Origin of the sequence: Arthrobacter sulfonylureivorans (assembly GCF_047607445.1) — a bacterium.
Lineage (GTDB): Bacteria > Actinomycetota > Actinomycetes > Actinomycetales > Micrococcaceae > Crystallibacter > Crystallibacter sulfonylureivorans_A.
In genome coordinates this window covers 64,695-81,624 of sequence record NZ_JBLKRT010000014.1, presented here as the reverse complement: position 1 = coordinate 81,624, position 16,930 = coordinate 64,695, and the positions used below count along the sequence as shown (strand labels likewise).

At 67.5% G+C, this 16,930-nt stretch carries 12 protein-coding genes; 4 read left to right on the top strand and 8 right to left on the bottom strand.

The genetic code is table 11. From position 1 onward, the window contains the following. Window positions 1–26: 26 nt before the first annotated feature. The 3 genes from ACMX2H_RS08835 to lipB all read right to left on the bottom strand — a co-directional run bounded on the left by ACMX2H_RS08835 (window position 27) and on the right by lipB (window position 2,604). A complete protein-coding gene (locus tag ACMX2H_RS08835; RefSeq protein WP_414960137.1) occupies window positions 27–782 on the bottom strand; it encodes a DUF4191 domain-containing protein in 756 nt (251 codons plus the stop codon). 104 nt (window positions 783–886) lie between these two features. Continuing rightward, a complete protein-coding gene (gene lipA, locus ACMX2H_RS08830) occupies window positions 887–1,891 on the bottom strand; it encodes a lipoyl synthase (RefSeq protein ID WP_414960136.1) in 1,005 nt (334 codons plus the stop codon). Continuing rightward, on the bottom strand, window positions 1,888–2,604 hold the full coding sequence (lipB, locus tag ACMX2H_RS08825; protein ID WP_414960135.1) for a lipoyl(octanoyl) transferase LipB: 717 nt from the start codon (window positions 2,602–2,604) through the stop codon (window positions 1,888–1,890). Before lipB ends, lipA begins: the two co-directional genes overlap by 4 nt. A 101-nt stretch (window positions 2,605–2,705) precedes the next feature. Here lipB and ACMX2H_RS08820 point away from each other — a divergent pair, with 101 nt between their 5' ends. Together ACMX2H_RS08820 and ACMX2H_RS08815 are read left to right on the top strand one after the other, a co-directional pair. Continuing rightward, window positions 2,706–4,523: a serine/threonine-protein kinase gene (locus ACMX2H_RS08820; RefSeq protein ID WP_414960134.1), complete on the top strand. Its 1,818-nt coding sequence runs from the start codon at window positions 2,706–2,708 to the stop codon at window positions 4,521–4,523. Between the two features lie 37 nt (window positions 4,524–4,560). After that, entirely contained in the window at window positions 4,561–8,055 is a 3,495-nt protein-coding gene (locus ACMX2H_RS08815; RefSeq protein ID WP_414960133.1) for a S41 family peptidase, read from the top strand. Window positions 8,056–8,136: 81 nt separating this feature from the next. Here ACMX2H_RS08815 and ACMX2H_RS08810 read toward each other — a convergent pair whose 3' ends face one another. The 5 genes from ACMX2H_RS08810 to ACMX2H_RS08790 all read right to left on the bottom strand — a co-directional run bounded on the left by ACMX2H_RS08810 (window position 8,137) and on the right by ACMX2H_RS08790 (window position 14,201). Continuing rightward, the gene (locus ACMX2H_RS08810; protein ID WP_414960132.1) at window positions 8,137–8,568 is read right to left on the bottom strand and encodes an OsmC family peroxiredoxin; all 432 of its coding nucleotides are present in this window, start codon (window positions 8,566–8,568) and stop codon (window positions 8,137–8,139) included. 170 nt (window positions 8,569–8,738) lie between these two features. Then, window positions 8,739–9,089: a hypothetical protein gene (locus ACMX2H_RS08805; protein ID WP_414960131.1), complete on the bottom strand. Its 351-nt coding sequence runs from the start codon at window positions 9,087–9,089 to the stop codon at window positions 8,739–8,741. Window positions 9,090–9,254: 165 nt separating this feature from the next. After that, entirely contained in the window at window positions 9,255–11,000 is a 1,746-nt protein-coding gene (gene sucB / locus ACMX2H_RS08800; protein ID WP_414960130.1) for a 2-oxoglutarate dehydrogenase, E2 component, dihydrolipoamide succinyltransferase, read from the bottom strand. 111 nt (window positions 11,001–11,111) lie between these two features. Then, the gene (lpdA, locus tag ACMX2H_RS08795) at window positions 11,112–12,494 is read right to left on the bottom strand and encodes a dihydrolipoyl dehydrogenase (RefSeq protein WP_136785098.1); all 1,383 of its coding nucleotides are present in this window, start codon (window positions 12,492–12,494) and stop codon (window positions 11,112–11,114) included. A gap of 183 nt (window positions 12,495–12,677) precedes the next feature. Next, window positions 12,678–14,201, bottom strand: coding sequence for a leucyl aminopeptidase (locus ACMX2H_RS08790; RefSeq protein WP_414960129.1), 1,524 nt, complete (start codon window positions 14,199–14,201; stop codon window positions 12,678–12,680). A gap of 308 nt (window positions 14,202–14,509) precedes the next feature. Between ACMX2H_RS08790 and ACMX2H_RS08785 the strand changes: the two genes are divergently transcribed. Together ACMX2H_RS08785 and ACMX2H_RS08780 are read left to right on the top strand one after the other, a co-directional pair. Continuing rightward, complete coding sequence (locus ACMX2H_RS08785; RefSeq protein WP_414960128.1) at window positions 14,510–15,448, top strand: proteasome assembly chaperone family protein; 939 nt, start codon at window positions 14,510–14,512, stop codon at window positions 15,446–15,448. A 34-nt stretch (window positions 15,449–15,482) separates the two neighbouring features. Next, on the top strand, window positions 15,483–16,838 hold the full coding sequence (locus ACMX2H_RS08780; RefSeq protein WP_414960127.1) for an MFS transporter: 1,356 nt from the start codon (window positions 15,483–15,485) through the stop codon (window positions 16,836–16,838). The last annotated feature ends 92 nt before the right edge of the window (window positions 16,839–16,930 follow it).

The window sequence follows — 16,930 nt, the reverse complement described above, 5'->3', positions numbered from 1 at the left end:
CCCTCACGTGCGTTTTGAGGAAAGGATCAGCGTCCGCGCATGGCCTTGCGGTCCGGGCGGGCCTTGAACGGGTCCACGCCCTTCGGGATGGGAAGCTTGCTGCTGCCCAGGGCCTGCAGCCGCTTGTCCACGGCGCTGACTTCCTGCTTGGTCAGTTCCTTCTTGAGCTTCTGCACGGTCTTGGCCACCTTGCTCAGCTCCACCTGGCCCTCGCCGCGGCCGGTCTCGATCACGTGGATCTTGACGTTCGGCAGGATGCGGCGCATGCGGCGCCGCTCCGACTCAACCAACTGGCGTACGCGGTGCGAGGGGCCCTCGGTGACCAGCACAATGCCGGGGCGGCCCACGGCGCGGAACACGGCGTCCTGGGTCCGCGGGTTCACGGCCACCGGCTGGTCCTGCAGGATCCAGCCGCGGCGCAGCACGCTCAGCGCAGCTCCGGATGCACCCGGCTGGCCCTCGATCTGCGAAAACGCCGCACGTTCAGCCCGGCGCGACAGGATGAAGGTGGCAGCCAGCAGACCCAGCGGGATCGAGATGATCAGCAGCGTGATCCAGTTGTTGATCAGCAGGCCGACGGCCAGGCCCACGGCAACGATGCCGAGGAAGGCCAGCAGCATGAACCAGACAACGTTCGGGTCATTGCGCCGGGTCATTTGGAAGACCTGGCCGATCTGCTTCAGCCGGCCGGGCTGCTTGTTGGCTTTGGACGGCTTCTCAGCCTTGGGCTTGCGTGAGAAGAGACCCCGCTTCGGGGCGTCGGAATCGGTGCGATTGGCCATAATGTTCAATTCTATCGTGACGGACGGGTCGCTCGCGCCCGGCCTCCGGACACGGCGACGGTCCGGCAGCCTGATGGCCCCGGACCGTCGTTCCGGCCGTTCAGTTAACGGGAAGCAATCAGCGTGGCAGCTTCCTGGCGGGTACTGCCGGATTCGCCAATATGGGCCAGCTCGGGCGGAAGCTCCAAGCCCTTCTTGCGCATCGCAGTGGCCCAGAGGCGGCCCGCCCGGTAGGAGGAACGCACCAGGGGTCCGCTCATCACGCCCAGGAAGCCGATCTCCTCGGCCTCTTGGCTCAACTCAACAAATTCCTCGGGCTTGACCCAGCGCTCCACCGGGTGGTGCCGTTCGGTCGGGCGGAGGTACTGCGTGATGGTGATCAGGTCGCAGCCGGCGGCATGCAGGTCGCGCAGCGCCTCGGAGATCTCTTCGCGGGTTTCCCCCATGCCCAGGATCAGGTTCGACTTGGTCACCATTCCGTGATCGCGGCCCTGGGTGATAACGTCCAGCGAACGCTCGTAGCGGAAGGCCGGCCGGATGCGCTTGAAAATCCGCGGCACGGTCTCCACGTTGTGCGCGAACACCTCCGGCTTGGCGTCGCAGATCGCCGCGATGTGCTCGGGCTTGCCGGAGAAGTCCGGAATCAGGAGTTCGACGCCGGTGCCCGGGTTGAGCTCGTGGATCTTCCGGACGGTCTCGGCGTAGAGCCACACGCCCTCGTCGGCCAGATCGTCGCGGGCCACGCCGGTGACGGTGGCGTAGCGCAGGTTCATCTGCTGGACCGACTGGGCAACCTTGGTGGGCTCCAGGATGTCGATCGGCGAGGGCTTTCCGGTATCGATCTGGCAGAAGTCGCAGCGTCGAGTGCACTCCGAACCGCCGATCAGGAAGGTTGCTTCACGGTCTTCCCAGCATTCGAAGATATTGGGGCAGCCTGCCTCCTCGCAGACCGTGTGCAGCCCTTCCTTTTTGACCAGGTTCTTCATGGCCACGTACTCGGGACCCATGTTGACCTTGGCCTTGATCCAGTCCGGTTTACGTTCCACGGGCGTGGCAGCATTGCGGGCCTCGACGCGCAGCAGGCGGCGTCCTTCGGGGGCGAGCGTCACAGCAGGGCTCCTTCGGTCTGGCGGTGGCCAGGGTCGGTGTCGGTGGCCGCAGCTCCGGGGGTGCCGGCTTTGACCAAGGAAGATTCGTACGAGCGGAGTTCAGCTTCCACCCGGTCGGCGATGTCGGCAGGCGCAACATCCAGTCCGGTTTCCGCCTGAATGGTGGTGGTGCCGGCATCGGTGATACCGCAGGCGATGATCTGGCTGTAAGGGGCCAGATCGTTCCGGCAATTGAGGGCGAAGCCGTGCATGGTCACCCGGTGGTTGACCCGGATGCCGATGGCGGCGATCTTGCGGGCAGGGCCGCGTTCGTCGGCGTCGATCCATACGCCGGACCGGCCTTCGATCCGGGTGCCGGCCACGCCATAGTCGGCGAGCACGTTGATCAGGACCTGCTCCAGGATGTCGACATAGTCGGCCACCTTCGTGGGATCGGGCAGGGCCACGATCGGATAGCCCACCAACTGGCCGGGGCCGTGCCACGTCAACTTGCCGCCGCGGTCCACACTGACCACCGGGGTGCCGTCCAGCGGGCGTTCGTGTTCTTCGGTCCGTTTTCCCGCCGTGTACACCGGGCTGTGTTCCAGCAGCAGCACCGTGCTGGGGGCGGAGCCCGCCACCACTTCGCTGTGCAGCCGGCGTTGCAGCGCCCAGCCTTCTTCATAGTCGACGTAGTCAGGGGCAAATCCCACCCGCGAAAACTCTAAAGCCATTCCGCAAGCCTACGCTTCGGCGTCCGGCACTGCTATTTGTGTAGCGCACCGAACTGTGGATAACTCCAGCGCGCCGACGGTGAACCGAGTAGAAGTAGTCCATGGGCGACGACGAGCGGGCAGGCGGAACGGTCTCAACAGGACAGGAACCGCCGCGCCCGGCGGCACCGGGCTTCGCCGTGCAGCGCTGGCTCGGCAGCGGCGCATCGGCGTCGGTGTGGCTGGTCAGGGAGCTTGCCACGGGCACTGAGTATGCCCTGAAAGTGCTATCTGCCCCGCTCACTCCTGCCAATCACGACGACGACGCCGGTGCGCCGCCTCCCACCCGGCGCGCGGCACGGTACGGCGCGGCGGCGGAGGCAGGCAAGCCGGCCCCCTGGCCGGTTGCCGGACGGCAGCAGGGGGAGGAGGGAGCGGCTGCCACGGCGCGCCGTGAGTCCGTCCTGCTGGCGGGTGGCAGCCATGAGCATCTGTTGCAGGCGCATGGCCAGGTGGCCACGGACCGGGGGCCGGGGCTGCTCTTGGAGTATGCCGCCGGCGGTTCGCTGGCGGCACTTGTCGCCGCGCGGGGACCTGTGGCGGTCGGCGAAGCGGTGACGCTGCTGTCTCCGGTTGCCCAGGCGCTCGACTACCTGCACGGAATCGGCGTGGTCCACGGCGACGTGTCGCCCGGCAACGTGCTGTTCACTGCTGTCGGCAAGCCGCTGCTGGCCGATCTGGGGGTGGCGCGGGCACTGGGCAGCTCCCGGGCACCGGCGGCAGGGACTCCCGGTTTCAAGGCCCCGTCCCGGAATGTAGCCGAGGGCGGGCTGGACCCGGAAGCGGACGTTTATGCCCTGGCAGCCATCGGTTGGTTCGCCCTCACCGGACGGGTGCCCGGCGCCACGGCGCACCGCCCGCCGCTGGGTGCTTTGGTCCCCGACGTGCCGGACGAGCTGGTGGCCCTGTTGGAGGAAGGGCTGGCGGAGCACGCGGACCAGCGCCCGTCCGCGGCGGAGTTCGCCCGGCGGGTGATCCGGGCCGCCCACCCCGAGGCACTGGACCTGAGCGCGTCGGCACATCCTTCGGTGGCGAGCCAGCTGCTGACCCGGCACGGGACGGCGGCAAGGCCCGCGGGCCTCCTGGAGGGATTGCTGGAGGGATTGCGGGAGGGATTGCGGCCGGTGTCCGGCCGGTCCCCGGCCCGGAGCCGCAGCCGGGTGCCCCGGTGGCCCGGGTCGCGGGGGAGCGGCGCGGCCGGCCACGGCCAGGGCCGGCCCATGGGCGCCACTGCCCCGCCCGCCACTGGCATGCGGGGCAGGGCAGCGTTCGCGCTGACTGCCGTGGCCGTGGCAGCGGGAGTGGCGCTAGCGGCCGGGGGCTTCTTTGCTGCACCGGAGGCCCGTCAGTCCGTGCAGGTAACCGGCCACGGGCAGTCCGTGGCGCGGTCGGTTGCGGCGGCGCCGCGTGAAAGCCGGCATCCGGCACCGCCGGAGGCACGCTCCATGCCGAAGCAACTCGAGAAGGCGCTGCACGGCGACGACGCGGCCGCGGCCGTGCCCGCCCTGGTCTGGTTGCGCACCGAAGCCTTGCGAACCCGGGACGCGGCGCTGCTTCAGCGGGTCAATCTTCCCGGAACCGCCGTGATGGAGACCGATCAGGACATTGTCTCCGCGCTGACCGAGGCCGGCGACTGGCTGGCGGACTTCGACACCACGGTGGAAGACCTCGCGGGGGAGGACACTGCGGCCGGAATCTCGTCGCCACCGGCCCGCGTGGCTGCGACGGTCATCACGTCGCCGTTCCGCCAGCTAGCGGCCGATGGCAGCGTGGTGAAGGACCACGCCGAACCCAGCGTGCAGCGGATCCAGCTGGAACTCGTGTGGCAGGAGGTCGGTTGGCTGATCCAAGCGGTCTATGAAACGCCGCCGCCCGGATGACCCGAGGGCTGCTGCCGGCCGTGACTAAGATCGAGGCATGACTTTATCCAGCTACTTCCGCTACCCGCACGTGCACGCCGATCTCGTCACGTTCGTCGCCGAGGACGATGTGTGGGTGGGCCCCATTGCCGGGGGCAGGGCGTGGCGGGTTTCGTCGCTGCAACTGCCGGCCAGAAACCCCAGATTCTCGCCCGACGGCCAGAACCTGGTGTGGGGCGTGGTGCAGGCCAGCGCGCCCGAGGTGGTCACGTCCACGGTCGACGGCGGCGGCTTCCGCCAGCTGACCTACTGGGGGCATGCATCGACGAAGGTCAAAGGTTTCACACCACGGGGCGAAGCCTTGGTGACCAGTTCCTTCCAGCGCGAAGAATCGCGCCACACCTGGGCCTACGCCGTACCGCTGGACGGCTCCGGCGCCCGCGTGTTGCCCTATGGGCCGGTCGAGTCGGTCGCGTTCGGGCCGGAGCTCGGCGACGAGCGCCCGGTGGTGCTCGGCAGCGTGCTCTCGCGCGAACCGGCCTGGTGGAAGCGGTACCGCGGCGGCACGGCCGGAAAACTCTGGATCGACCGGGATGGCGTCGGCGAATTCGGGCGCCTCGCCGCTGAGCTGGACGGAAACCTCGCAGATCCGATGTGGATCGGCGACCGGATAGCGTTCCTCAGCGACCACGAAGGTCACGGCAACCTGTACTCGGTCCGACCGGACGGAGGGGACCTGCGCCGGCATACCGATCATGACGGCTTCTACGTCCGGCACGCTTCCACGGACGGCACCCGCGTGGTCTTCGAGTCCGCCGGCGAGCTGTGGCTGCTCGATTCCCTTGCCGCGGAACCGCGGCGGCTTCAGCTCACGCTAGGCTCGGCCTCGACCGGACGCCGCAGCCGCCCTCTCAACGTGGCGCAGCACCTGGCGTCGGCCGTGCCGAATCCGAAGGGAACCGCATCCGTCATCGAGGCACACGGAACAGTGCACTGGCTGACCCACCGGGACGGTCCCTCGCGCGTCGTGGAGTCGACACCCGGCGTCCGGGCCCGGCTGGCCCGGCCGCTCGGGGACTCGCGGGTGGTCTACGTCGCCGACCACGGGGGCGAAGAGGCCCTCTACATCCGCCAGGTTTTCGAACAGCTTCCCCAACCCGACGCGCCCGCACCCGCCGAAGCCAGCGCGGCACCTGCAGAACCGGAACCGGCCGGCTTGCCGCGCCCGGTGTCCGCCTCCGCCGTCGTTAACCCGACCCAATCCCAGCCGATTGTCGAAGTCCGTTCCGGCGGACGGCAGGGCGGCAGCGGAGCCGACAGCCAGGAGGCGGAGGCCCGTTCGGACGCAGCGCTGGCGCCGCAGCAGCTGCGCCGGGTGGAATTGCCTGGACCGGACCGGGTGAGCGCGCTGGCCGCCAGCCCTGACGGCACACTGGCGGCGGTCGCCACCGAATACGGACAGCTGCTGGTCCTGGACGTGGACAGCGGGGACCTGCGCCGGCTCGCGGGTACCGACCACGGGGCAGTCAACGAACTGACCTTCTCACCCGATTCGCGCTGGATCCTCTGGGCCGAACCGGTGACGGCGGAGGGCACCCGGACCCGTCTCCGGCTGGTCCGCGCCGACGGCACCGGCAGCATCATTGATGTGACCGACGGGCGTTTCCGCGACCACGGGCCGGCCTTCACTCCCGATGGCAAGTTCGCGGCCTTCCTCTCCGAGCGGAGCTTCGACCCGGTCTATTCGACCCACAGCTTCGATTTGGGTTTCCCTGAATCAACCAAGCCGTTCCTTGTGGCTCTGGCCGCCGCCACTCCCTCGCCGTTCGGACCCTCGGTGCACGGCACGTTGCCGGATGCGCCGCCGGCAGCGGAAAAGGACCAGGACGGCCAGCCGGACGCTGGCGAGACCAAGCCTGCCGCCGCGGAGATCGCCGTCGACGCGGAACGGCTGGGCGAGCGGATCATTCCGGTCCCGGTCCAGCAGGGCCGCTACACCCGCCTTACCGCCGTGGACGGTGCCTTGTTGTGGCTGGCCACGGATCCTGCCGGGGTCACCGGAGAAGGACGTGCTTCCGCCGAGGACGCGGAGCAGTCCCAGCGGCTGGAGCGGTTCGACCTGTCCCGCCGCGAGGTTTCCGTGTTGGTGCCTGCCCTGGATGCCTACGAAATGTCGCAGGACCGCAAGCGGCTGGTGTACGTGCACAAGTCGAAGGTCAGGGCCGTCCCCGTCAGCGGGAAGGTCGACGACGACTCGCCGGAGAGTGTGCAGGTGGACCTGAGCCGGATCCGGCTCACGCTGGAACCGCTAAAGGTCTGGGGCCAGGCATTCGAGGAGACCTGGCGGCTGCAGCGCGACTTCTACTGGGCCGAGGACATGGCGGGCATGGACTGGCAGGGCGTCTACGACCGCTACCGGCCGCTGGTGGAACGGTTGGGTTCCCACGACGACTTGATCGACCTGCTCTGGGAACTGCACGGGGAACTGGGCACCTCGCACGCTTACGTCATGCCCGCACCGGTCACCGAGCCCGGCGCCGGCAAACAGGGTCTGCTGGGCGCCGACCTGGTGCGGACCGAGGCCGGCTGGACGGTGCACAAGATCCTGGCCGGGGAGTCTTCGGATCCGCTGGCACAGTCTCCGCTGACCGCTCCCGGCGCCGCCGTCCAACCGGGCGACGTCATTGCTGCCGTGGACGGCATCCCGGTGGATCCGCTCGCCGGCCCGGCGCCGTTGTTGGTGGGCGCCGCCGGCAAGACCGTTGAACTGACCATCGTCAACGGATCGGGCAGCCCGGAAGCCGGCCTACAGCGGCGGATTGCGGTGATCCCGATCCGTGACGAGGAACGGCTCCGGTACCAGAACTGGGTCGCCGGCAACCGCCGCAACGTCCGCGACGCCTCGAACGGTCGCTTCGGGTACCTCCACATCCCGGACATGGTGGCCCGCGGTTGGGCCCAGCTGCACCGTGACCTGGACGTGGAGACCGCCAAGGACGCGCTGATCGTCGATGTCCGGCGCAACCGCGGCGGTCATACCTCGCAGCTGGTCGCCGAACTGATCGGCCGCAAGGTCAACGCCTGGAGCCTGGCACGCGGCGAGCAGCCGGGCACCTATCCGGCACATGCACCGCGCGGCCCTGTCGTGGTCCTCACGGATGAGTTTGCCGGTTCCGACGGCGACATCATCACGCAGGTGAGCAAGCTGCGCGGCATTGGCCCCGTTGTCGGGACGCGGACGTGGGGCGGCGTGGTCGGCATCGACGCGAAGTTTGCGCTGGCTGACGGTACTGGGGTGACACAGCCTCGGTACGCGTTCTGGTTCACCCAGGGCGTGGGCTGGGGCGTGGAAAACTTTGGGGTTGAACCGGACATTGAGGTGCCGTTCCCGCCGCACGCCTACGGCGCGGGGGAGGACCCGCAGCTTGAGCACGGCGTGGGGATCCTGAAGGAGATGCTCGGCGAACTCCCGACCGACCAGCCGCCGGCTCGCGGCGGCTATCCGGTGCTGCGTCCCGGAGCGTTGCCGCCGCGTCCACAGGATCTGCGCTGACCTTCGCCAGTGCGGCCGTCCGCGAAAGAGAAGAACCCCGGCGCATCCAGGATGCGTCGGGGTTCTTCTGTCTTGTCGAAACTAGCTGGCCAGCGTGGCGTCAAGCGTGATGCTGGGAACCGAGGCCAGGGCTCCGGATACCGGGCAGTTCTCCTTGGCTCCGGTGGCCAGGCGCTGGAAGTCATCCTCGCTGATACCGGGCACGGTGGCGTTGACGGTCAGCCGGATCTCGGTGATGCCGGTCCCCGGCACGAAGTCGACCGCTGCAGAGGTCTTGATGCTTTCCGCGGTGGTGCCGTGTTCCTTGAGCATGTTGCTGAACTGCATCGAGTAGCAGGTGGCATGGGCTGCAGCCAGCAGCTCTTCGGGGCTGGTCTTTCCTTCGGCCTGCTCCGCCCGGGCCTTCCAGGTGACATCGTAGGTGCCGATTCCAGACGTTTCGAATGTGGTCTGGCCGCTGCCGCCGAACAGGTCGCCCTTCCATTCGGTGCTGGCAGTACGGGTTGTAGCCATGTGTCCTCCTTGGTCGATCTGGGATAGGTTCCATGCCGGCGCCGGCCGAATGCGGCCGGCGCCGTCCTGTTCATACTAGGGGAGTTGCCGCGGCCTGTCCGGTGGGCGGGTTAAACTGCTGCGGCCGGCCCGAATCCGGGACCGGCCGCAGTGTCAGGGGCTTCGCAGGGTTAGTTCCACAACGTCGCAATGGCAACGTTCAGCAGCGCCAGACCGCCGACCGAGTGGGCCAGTCCGGCGGAAATCGGTTCGCCGGCCTTGTACTTGCGGCGACCAATGAAAGCCAGGACGCCGACAACGAGCGCAATGACCAGCTTGATGGTCAGCTTCACATAGTTCGCGTCCATGTCCATGGCCGGAATCAGGCCCATCATGATCACACCGGTGATGATCTGCAGGGCGGCGCCGTCGAACTGCCGCGGGTGGACGGTGGGCTTCTTCATGTTGCCGATCCAGATGCCGACGATCATGGCCGCACCGACGATGTGCAGGAAGACGAGAAGGTTGTAGAGGATGTCCATGGGCCCAGCCTATCGGGCCCCAGTGGGCCTGCAGGCTGCGGCATGCCGGGCCGGAACGGATTTTTCTACTTGCTGTAGTAGCCCTGGCAGATGAATCAGCGGCGGGCCGCGTCCAGTACTGAACGCGGCCCGTCGCTGATTGGTGCGCGGTGTGGATCTGCCGGGCTAGAGGCCCAGATCTGCCTCGAACTGCCCGGCTTCCAGGCGCGCCCGCAGCGTCTGCAGGAAACGGCCGGCATCCGCGCCGTCGACCAAACGGTGGTCGTAGGTCAGCGAGAGGTACATCATCGAGCGGATCGCGATCGAATCGTCGCCGTTCTCATCCTGGACCACCATCGGCCGCTTGACGATGCTGCCGGTGCCGAGGATGCCGACCTGCGGCTGGTTGATGATCGGGGTGTCGAACAAGGCCCCGACGCTGCCGATGTTGGTGATGGAGAACGTGCCGCCGGAGAGCTCGTCCGGGCCGATCTTGTTGCTCCGGGTGCGGTCCGCGACGTCGGCAATCTTGCCCGCCAGGCCGGCGAGGTTGAGGTTGCCTGCGTCGTTGATGACCGGTACCAGCAGGCCCTTGTCGGTGTCCACCGCAATCGCCAGGTGCTCGGCGTTGTGGTAGGTGATCTCCTGCTTTTCCTCGTCGTACTCTGCGTTCAGCTTCGGATGCTGCTTGAGCGCCTCCGCAACGGCCTTGGCGATGAAGGGCAGGTAGGTCAGCTTGACGCCGTTTTGATCCTGGAAGGACTTCTTGGCGCGTTCCCGGAGCTTGACCACCTTGGTCATGTCGATCTCATGGACCTGGGTGAGCTGCGTGGAGGCGTCCAGCGATTCGCGCATCCGGCGGGCGATCACCTGGCGGATCCGCGGAGCCTTCTCCACGGTGCCGCGCTTGGCCGAGGCCGCTGCCTGGGCCGGAGCCGCGGCGGGCGCTGCTGCGGGAGCAGCGGCCGGCTTGGCTGATTCGGCTGCTTCCAGCACGTCCTGCTTGCGGATGCGGCCACCCACTCCGGTGCCCTTGACGGTGGAGAGGTCCACCTTGTGCTGGTTGGCCAGCTTGCGGACCAGCGGAGTGACGTAGCCGGCGTCGGAGGCTGCGGCAGCCTCGGCGGGGGCAGGTGCTGCCTCCGGGGCCGCTGCAGCAGGAGCCTCAGCATTGGGGGCCTCAGCCTTCGGAGCTTCGGCGGCGGGCTGCTCGGCCTTTGCAGGCTCCTCCACCGGGGCCTCGCGGTCCTGGGCCGGGGCGGCGGCCACCGGCTCGGCTTCCTTCGGCTCCGCCTTGGCGGGACCGGCCCCCGTGCCGATGATGGCCAGCACCGAACCGACCTCGGCGGTCTCGTCCTCGGCGACCTTGATCTCCTGGACCGTGCCGGCCACGGGGGACGGGATTTCGGTGTCGACCTTGTCGGTGGAGACCTCGAGCAGCGGCTCATCGACCTCGACCGTGTCGCCGACCTGCTTCAGCCAGCGGGTGACGGTACCTTCGGTGACGCTTTCGCCCAGGGCCGGCAGCGTGACTTCGGTGCCTTCGCCGGAGCCGGCGGCCGGAGCTTCCTCGGCCGGGGCTTCCTGCTGGGACTCTTCCTGCTGCGGGGCTTCCGGCGCGGCCGCCTCCTGCTGCGGCTCTTCTGCCGGGGCTTCCTCGGCCGGAGCCTCTTCGGCCGCCTGGCCGGAACCGGAACCGTCGCCAATGCGCACCAGCGGGGCCCCGACGTCGGCGGTCTCGTCCTCAGCCACCAGGATCTCTTCAATCACACCGGCTACGGGAGAGGGGATTTCGGTGTCGACCTTGTCGGTGGAAACCTCGAGCAGCGGTTCGTCGACTTCGACCCGGTCGCCGACTTGCTTCAGCCAGCGGGTCACAGTGCCTTCGGTGACGCTTTCACCGAGGGCGGGCAAGTTCACGGTTTCAGACATGTCGTCCCCGTTCTCCTTTGAGTCTATTTTCCGGCCTGGCCGGTACATCGAGTCTTACTCTTGAGCCTAGTGCACCCGTCCGGCGAGGACGGGTGCACCAGGTGAAGCTTGTTATCCGTGCAGCGGACGGCCGGCCAGGGCCATGGCGGCTTCGCCGAGCGCCTCGTTCTGGGTCGGGTGCGCGTGGATGAGGGCTGCGACGTCCTCCGGGTACGCTTCCCAGCTGACGATCAGCTGCGCTTCGCCAATCTGCTCGCCAATGCGGCCGCCGATCATGTGCATGCCGACGATGGGGCCGTCCTTCTCGCGGACCATCTTGATGATGCCGCTGGTGCCCAGGATGGAGCTCTTGCCGTTGCCGGCCAGGTTGTACTCGACCGTCTCTACGTTGTCCTTGCCGTACTTCTCTTCGGCCTGCGGCTGGTTCAGGCCGACCGAAGCGATCTCCGGTTCGCAGTAGGTGACCTTCGGGACGTTGATGTCCTCGATCACGGCCGGCTTGTTGCCGGCGATTTCCTCGGCCACGAAGATGCCCTGCTGGAAGCCGCGGTGCGCCAGCTGGACGCCCGGGACGATGTCGCCGACGGCGTAGATGTTGCCGACGCCGGTGTGCAGGCGCTCATCGGTGATCACGAAGCCGCGGTCCACCGTGACGCCGGCCTCCTCGAAGCCCAGCCCGGCAGTGCTCGGACCGCGGCCGACGGCAACGAGCAGCAGGTCGGCCTCGAAAGTCTTGCCGTCAGCCAGCGTGACCACGACGCCGTCGTCGTTCTGCTCCACCTTGTCGAAGAACACGCCGGTGTTGAACTTGATGCCGCGCTTCTTGAACGCGCGCTCCAGCTGCTTGATGATGGCCGGGTCCTCGTTGGGCACCAGCGAGGGCAGGCCCTCGACAATGGTGACGTCCACGCCGAAGGACTTCCACACCGAGGCGAACTCGACGCCGATCACGCCGCCGCCCAGGATCACCGCGCTCTTGGGCAGCGTGTCCATCTGCAGGGCGTGGTCCGAGGTGATGACCTTGCCGCCGATTTCGAGGCCGGGGAGCGTCTTCGAGTAGGAGCCGGTAGCCAGGACGATGTTCTTGCCCTTGTACGCGGTGCCGCCGACCTCGACCGTGTCGGTTCCGACGAGCTTGCCTTCACCTTCGATGACGGTGATGCCCTTGGACTTGATCAGGCCGGTGAGGCCCTTGAACTTGCCCGCGATGATGCCGTCCTTGTAAGCGTTGACGGCAGCCATGTCGATCGAGTCCAGGCTCAGGTTCACGCCGTACTTCGAAGCGTCCCTGGCGTGGTCGGCCAACTCGGCCGAATGCAGCAGAGCCTTGGTGGGGATGCAGCCGTTGTGCAGGCAGGTGCCGCCGAGCTTGGCCTTCTCGACCAGGCCGACGGTGAAGCCCAGCTGCACGGCGCGCAGGGCCGCGGCATAACCGCCGCTGCCGGCGCCGAGGACCAGGATGTCGAATTCTTGCGCTGTTGCCGAATCGGCCACGTGAACGCTCCCTCGCGTGTTCGTAACGTGTGGTGACACGTCGATGAGTTGATTGGGGTTAAAGCTCGGAGTTGGTTTGGGTTTCACCTTAGCGGTCCCGCATACCATCATCTACTTGGTGACAGCACCAAGAGTGCGGATTGTGGGCGGATTCACGCCGGTGGGTGGGCCGGGATACGGTCCTCAGGCGCTGCGGGCTACCACATCCTCCGCGTAGGCCACCAGCGTGCGGACTGCGACGCCGGTGCCTTCCTTCGGGGTGTAGCCGTGCGGTGACCCTTCATTGAAGGCCGGGCCGGCAATATCAAGGTGCGCCCACGGAATCCGCACGCCGTCCGTCTCGCCCACGAATTCACGCAGGAAGATCGCGGCCGTCAGCATGCCGCCGTACTTGTCGCCCATGTTGGACAAATCCGCCACCTGCGAATCCAGGCCGGAGCGCAGCTCGTCCGGCAGCGGCATCGGCCAGAACAGTTCGCCGGCCCGGTCAGCGGCAGCCTTGACCGCATCGCGCACGGGTTCTTCGCCCATGACCGCGCCCACCCGGCTTCCCAACGCAACCATCTGCGCGCCGGTCAAGGTGGCGACGTCGAGCAGCACATCGGGGTGTTCCTCGCTGGCTGCCGCCAGGCCGTCGGCCATCACCAGCCGGCCCTCGGCGTCGGTGTTGAGTACTTCCACCGTCTTGCCGCCGTACATGGTCAGCACGTCGGAGGGGCGGGAGGCGGTGCCCGAGGGCATGTTTTCGGCCAGGCAGAGCCACGCGGTGGCCTTCACCGGCACGCCCAGCTCGGCGATGGCCAAAACGGCGTTGAGCACGACGGCGGCACCCGCCATGTCGCATTTCATGGTCATCATTCCGGCGGCCGGCTTGAGCGACAGGCCGCCGGAGTCGAAGGTGATGCCCTTGCCGACGAAGGCGAGTTTCGCCTTGGCCCGGACCGGGGCATATTCAACCCTGACCAACCGCGGCGGCCGCGTGGATCCCTTGCCGACGCCGGTCAAGCCGCCGTAGCCGTCCTTCTCCAGCTTGTCCTCGTCCAGCACGGTGACCTTGACCGGCAGGCCCTTGGCCATCTGTGCCGCGGTGTCGGCGAACGAGGCAGGGTAGAGGTGGCTCGGCGGCTGATTGACCAGGGAGCGCGTCGCATTGACGGCGCGGCCCAGCACGGCGGCCCGTTTGAGCGCTTTGACCAACTGCTTGTCGCCGGCAACCGGTGTGAGCACGGTGGCTTCGGCGACCGGGCCGCGGCCATCGTTTCCGCGGCTGCGGTGTTCGTTGAAGGCATAGGCGCCCAGCGCTGCGCCTTCAGCCACCGCCGCGGCCTCGGCCACCGTGGCCGCCGGCAGGCCCAGGGCCACCGACTGCACGCCGGCCAGTTGCCGCACTGCCGAACCGGCAGCGCGGCGCAGGGTCTCAACGGTCACGGCATGGTCCGGCCCCAGCTTCCCGACGCCGGCCAGCACCAGCACATCCGTACCCGACTCAGGCAGTCCCGGCAGCCGGTGAACCTCGTCGGCAGCGCCGGTGACGCCGAGCAGCGGCAGGGTGTCCGCCAAGGCCTTGGCAGACTTGGCGGACAACGGATTCTCCAGCAGAACCGGGCCGTTGCTGCCCTGTCCGACCGCGATGACCAGGGCATCGGACTTGGCTTTTCTGACATCCTTGGCAATGGCGCTGAGCTTGAGCTCGGTCGTGGGGATCACGCAGATCTGTCCTAACTTGTCCTTCAGCCGACCAGCGCGGAACGGGGGTGGCCGCCGCTGACCGGTTGCATACCGTTGTGTTTACAGTAGTTCCAGCAGGAAAAACCCGGGACGGGCGTTCGCCGGAACAGGGCCTGCACCTGTCGATCGTAGTCTCTCCCACACGGATGCGCTGTTTCTTCACGCCCGCTGAGGTCCGTAGCCGCGGAATTTTTCCGCCCGCGTGCGCGCTGTCATGACAGAGGGCCATGTACTGCAAGGAAGAAGATGCCCGAACGGAGGGAACATTGTTGGATCCACGGTCGCTGATGTCGACGAACGCAGAGTTGTTCGATTCACCGGCGCTGCGCGGGCTTGACCTCATCATGGGGTTCACCGGAGCAGCCGAAGCAGGTCACGTGATGGAGCAGATCGGCGATGAACTGCTCGATGAGCTGGACGCCGAACTGGTTGCTGCCTTCGACGCCGACCAGTTGGTGGACTACCGCAGCCGGCGGCCCAAAATCACGTTCGCGGGGGATCACTTCACCGACTATGAAGCACCCGCCATCGAGCTCTACCGAGTGGTCGATGGGCTGGGCACTCCGTTCCTGCTGCTGACCGGCCCCGAACCCGACTACCAGTGGGACCGTTTCTCCGCTGCTGTCGTCTGGCTGGCGAACCGGCTCGAGACGCGCCTGGTGGCATGGGTTCAGTCGCTGCCGATGCCGGTGCCGCACACCCGGCCCATTGGCGTCACCGTCCACGGGTCCCGGCCGGATCTGATCAACGGCATCACCACATGGAAGCCTCAGGCGGAATTGCAGGCGGGCATCGGGCCGCTGCTGGAAGTCCGGCTGGCCGAGGCCGGCCGGGACGTCGTCGGCTATTCCATCCATGTGCCGCACTACCTGGCCGACGCGCAGTACCCTCCTGCCGCCGTCGCCGCCTTGGAGTATATTGGCGCCGCTACCTCGCTGGTGCTCCCGACCGACCGGCTGCGCGAGAACGGGCGCGACGTCGAAGGGCAGATTGACCGGCAGGTACAGGACTCCGCCGAGGTGCAGCGCGTCGTCGTCCGTCTCGAAGAGCGCTACGACGAATATGCCGGGCACGAAGAGCGCCGTTCGCTGCTGGTCAAGGACAACGAAGAGCTGCCCGACGCCGACGAGCTCGGTGCCGCGGTAGAAGCGTTCCTCGCCACGCAACCCGCCGGCGACAACGACGGAGGCAAGGGGCCCTCGGCCGAGCCCGGAACCCCCGATTAGCTTTGCACCGCGGGAAGCGGGCAATATTGGAGCAATGGATTCGCGGCGTGCATGGTGGGTATGGGCAAGCGGAATCTTTGCCTACCTGGTCGCGATCACCCAGCGCACATCATTCGGCGTAGCCGGCCTGCAGGCCACCGAGCGCTTCGACGCGACCGCCGCAGCCCTGTCGACCTTCACCGTGGTCCAACTGGTGGTGTACGCAGGGTTGCAGATCCCGGTCGGGCTGATGGTGGACAAGTACGGCCCCCGGGTCATGGTGGCCGGCGGAGCCCTGCTGATGCTGGCCGGGCAAACCGCCTTGGCCTTTGCGTCGTCCGTACCGGAAGGACTGGTCGGCCGCGTCCTGGTGGGCGCCGGCGACGCCATGACCTTTGTGTCCGTGCTGAGGCTGTTGCCCAGTTGGTTCAGTGCGAAGCGCATCCCGCTGTTGACCCAGTTGACCGGCCAACTGGGCCAAATCGGCCAGTTAATCAGCGTCATCCCCTTCGTGGCGATCCTGAACCTTGCGGGCTGGACGCCGGCGTTCCTCTCGGTGGCCGCGCTGTCCGCGGTGGCCTTTGTGCTGGCGCTCGCGGTGGTCCGCAACGAGCCGGCCCAACATCAGAAGCCGTTGCCGCCGACGCTGCGCCAGACCGGCTCCTCGCTGGCCGAGGCCTGGCGGGAACCGGGCACCAGGCTGGGGCTGTGGACACATTTCACGGTCCAGTTCCCCGCCAACGTGTTCATGCTGATGTGGGGCTACCCGTTCCTTGTCTCCGCCCAAGGGCTGGCGCCGGCCGTGGCGTCGGTGCTGATGACGGTAGCGGTACTGACCTCTTTCGTTGCGGGTCCGTTGCTGGGCGGCTGGGTAGGCCGGCATCCTTTACGGCGCTCCACGATGGTTCTGCTGATCATTGGCGTCATGTCCACCGCCTGGCTGGCTGTCTTGCTCTATCCCGGCCCCGCGCCGTTTTGGCTGCTTTTGCTGCTGGTGATGGCGGTTTCCATCGGCGGCCCGGGATCGATGATCGGCTTCGATTTCGCGCGGACATTTAACCCGCTGAGCCGCGCCGGTACGGCAACCGGCATCGTCAACGTCGGCGGCTTCATCTCTGCGCTGCTGGTGATGTTCGGCATGGGCGTTGTCCTGGACACCCTGCTGGCCAGCGGTTTCTCACAGGGTGAGCTGTATGCGCTGGACTCGTTCAAGCTGGCCTTCAGCCTCCAATTCGTCTTCCTGATCGGCGGCACGCTGGCCATTTTGGCTGTACGCAAACGCGTGCGCACGAGGATGTCCCACGGGGGAGTCATTGTGCCCCCGCTGCGGGATGCGCTGGCACGGGACCGGCGCCGGCGGCGCGAGCGGATTAGGGAGCGACGGGAGAACGGCGGAAGCCGGCGGGGCTGACGTGTTGCCCTCCACAGGGTGCGCTGCGGCGCATCCTGTCCACAGGATCGCTCTGCCGGATGGCCGCCGCGGCCGCTGCAGCAGCAAGCTCC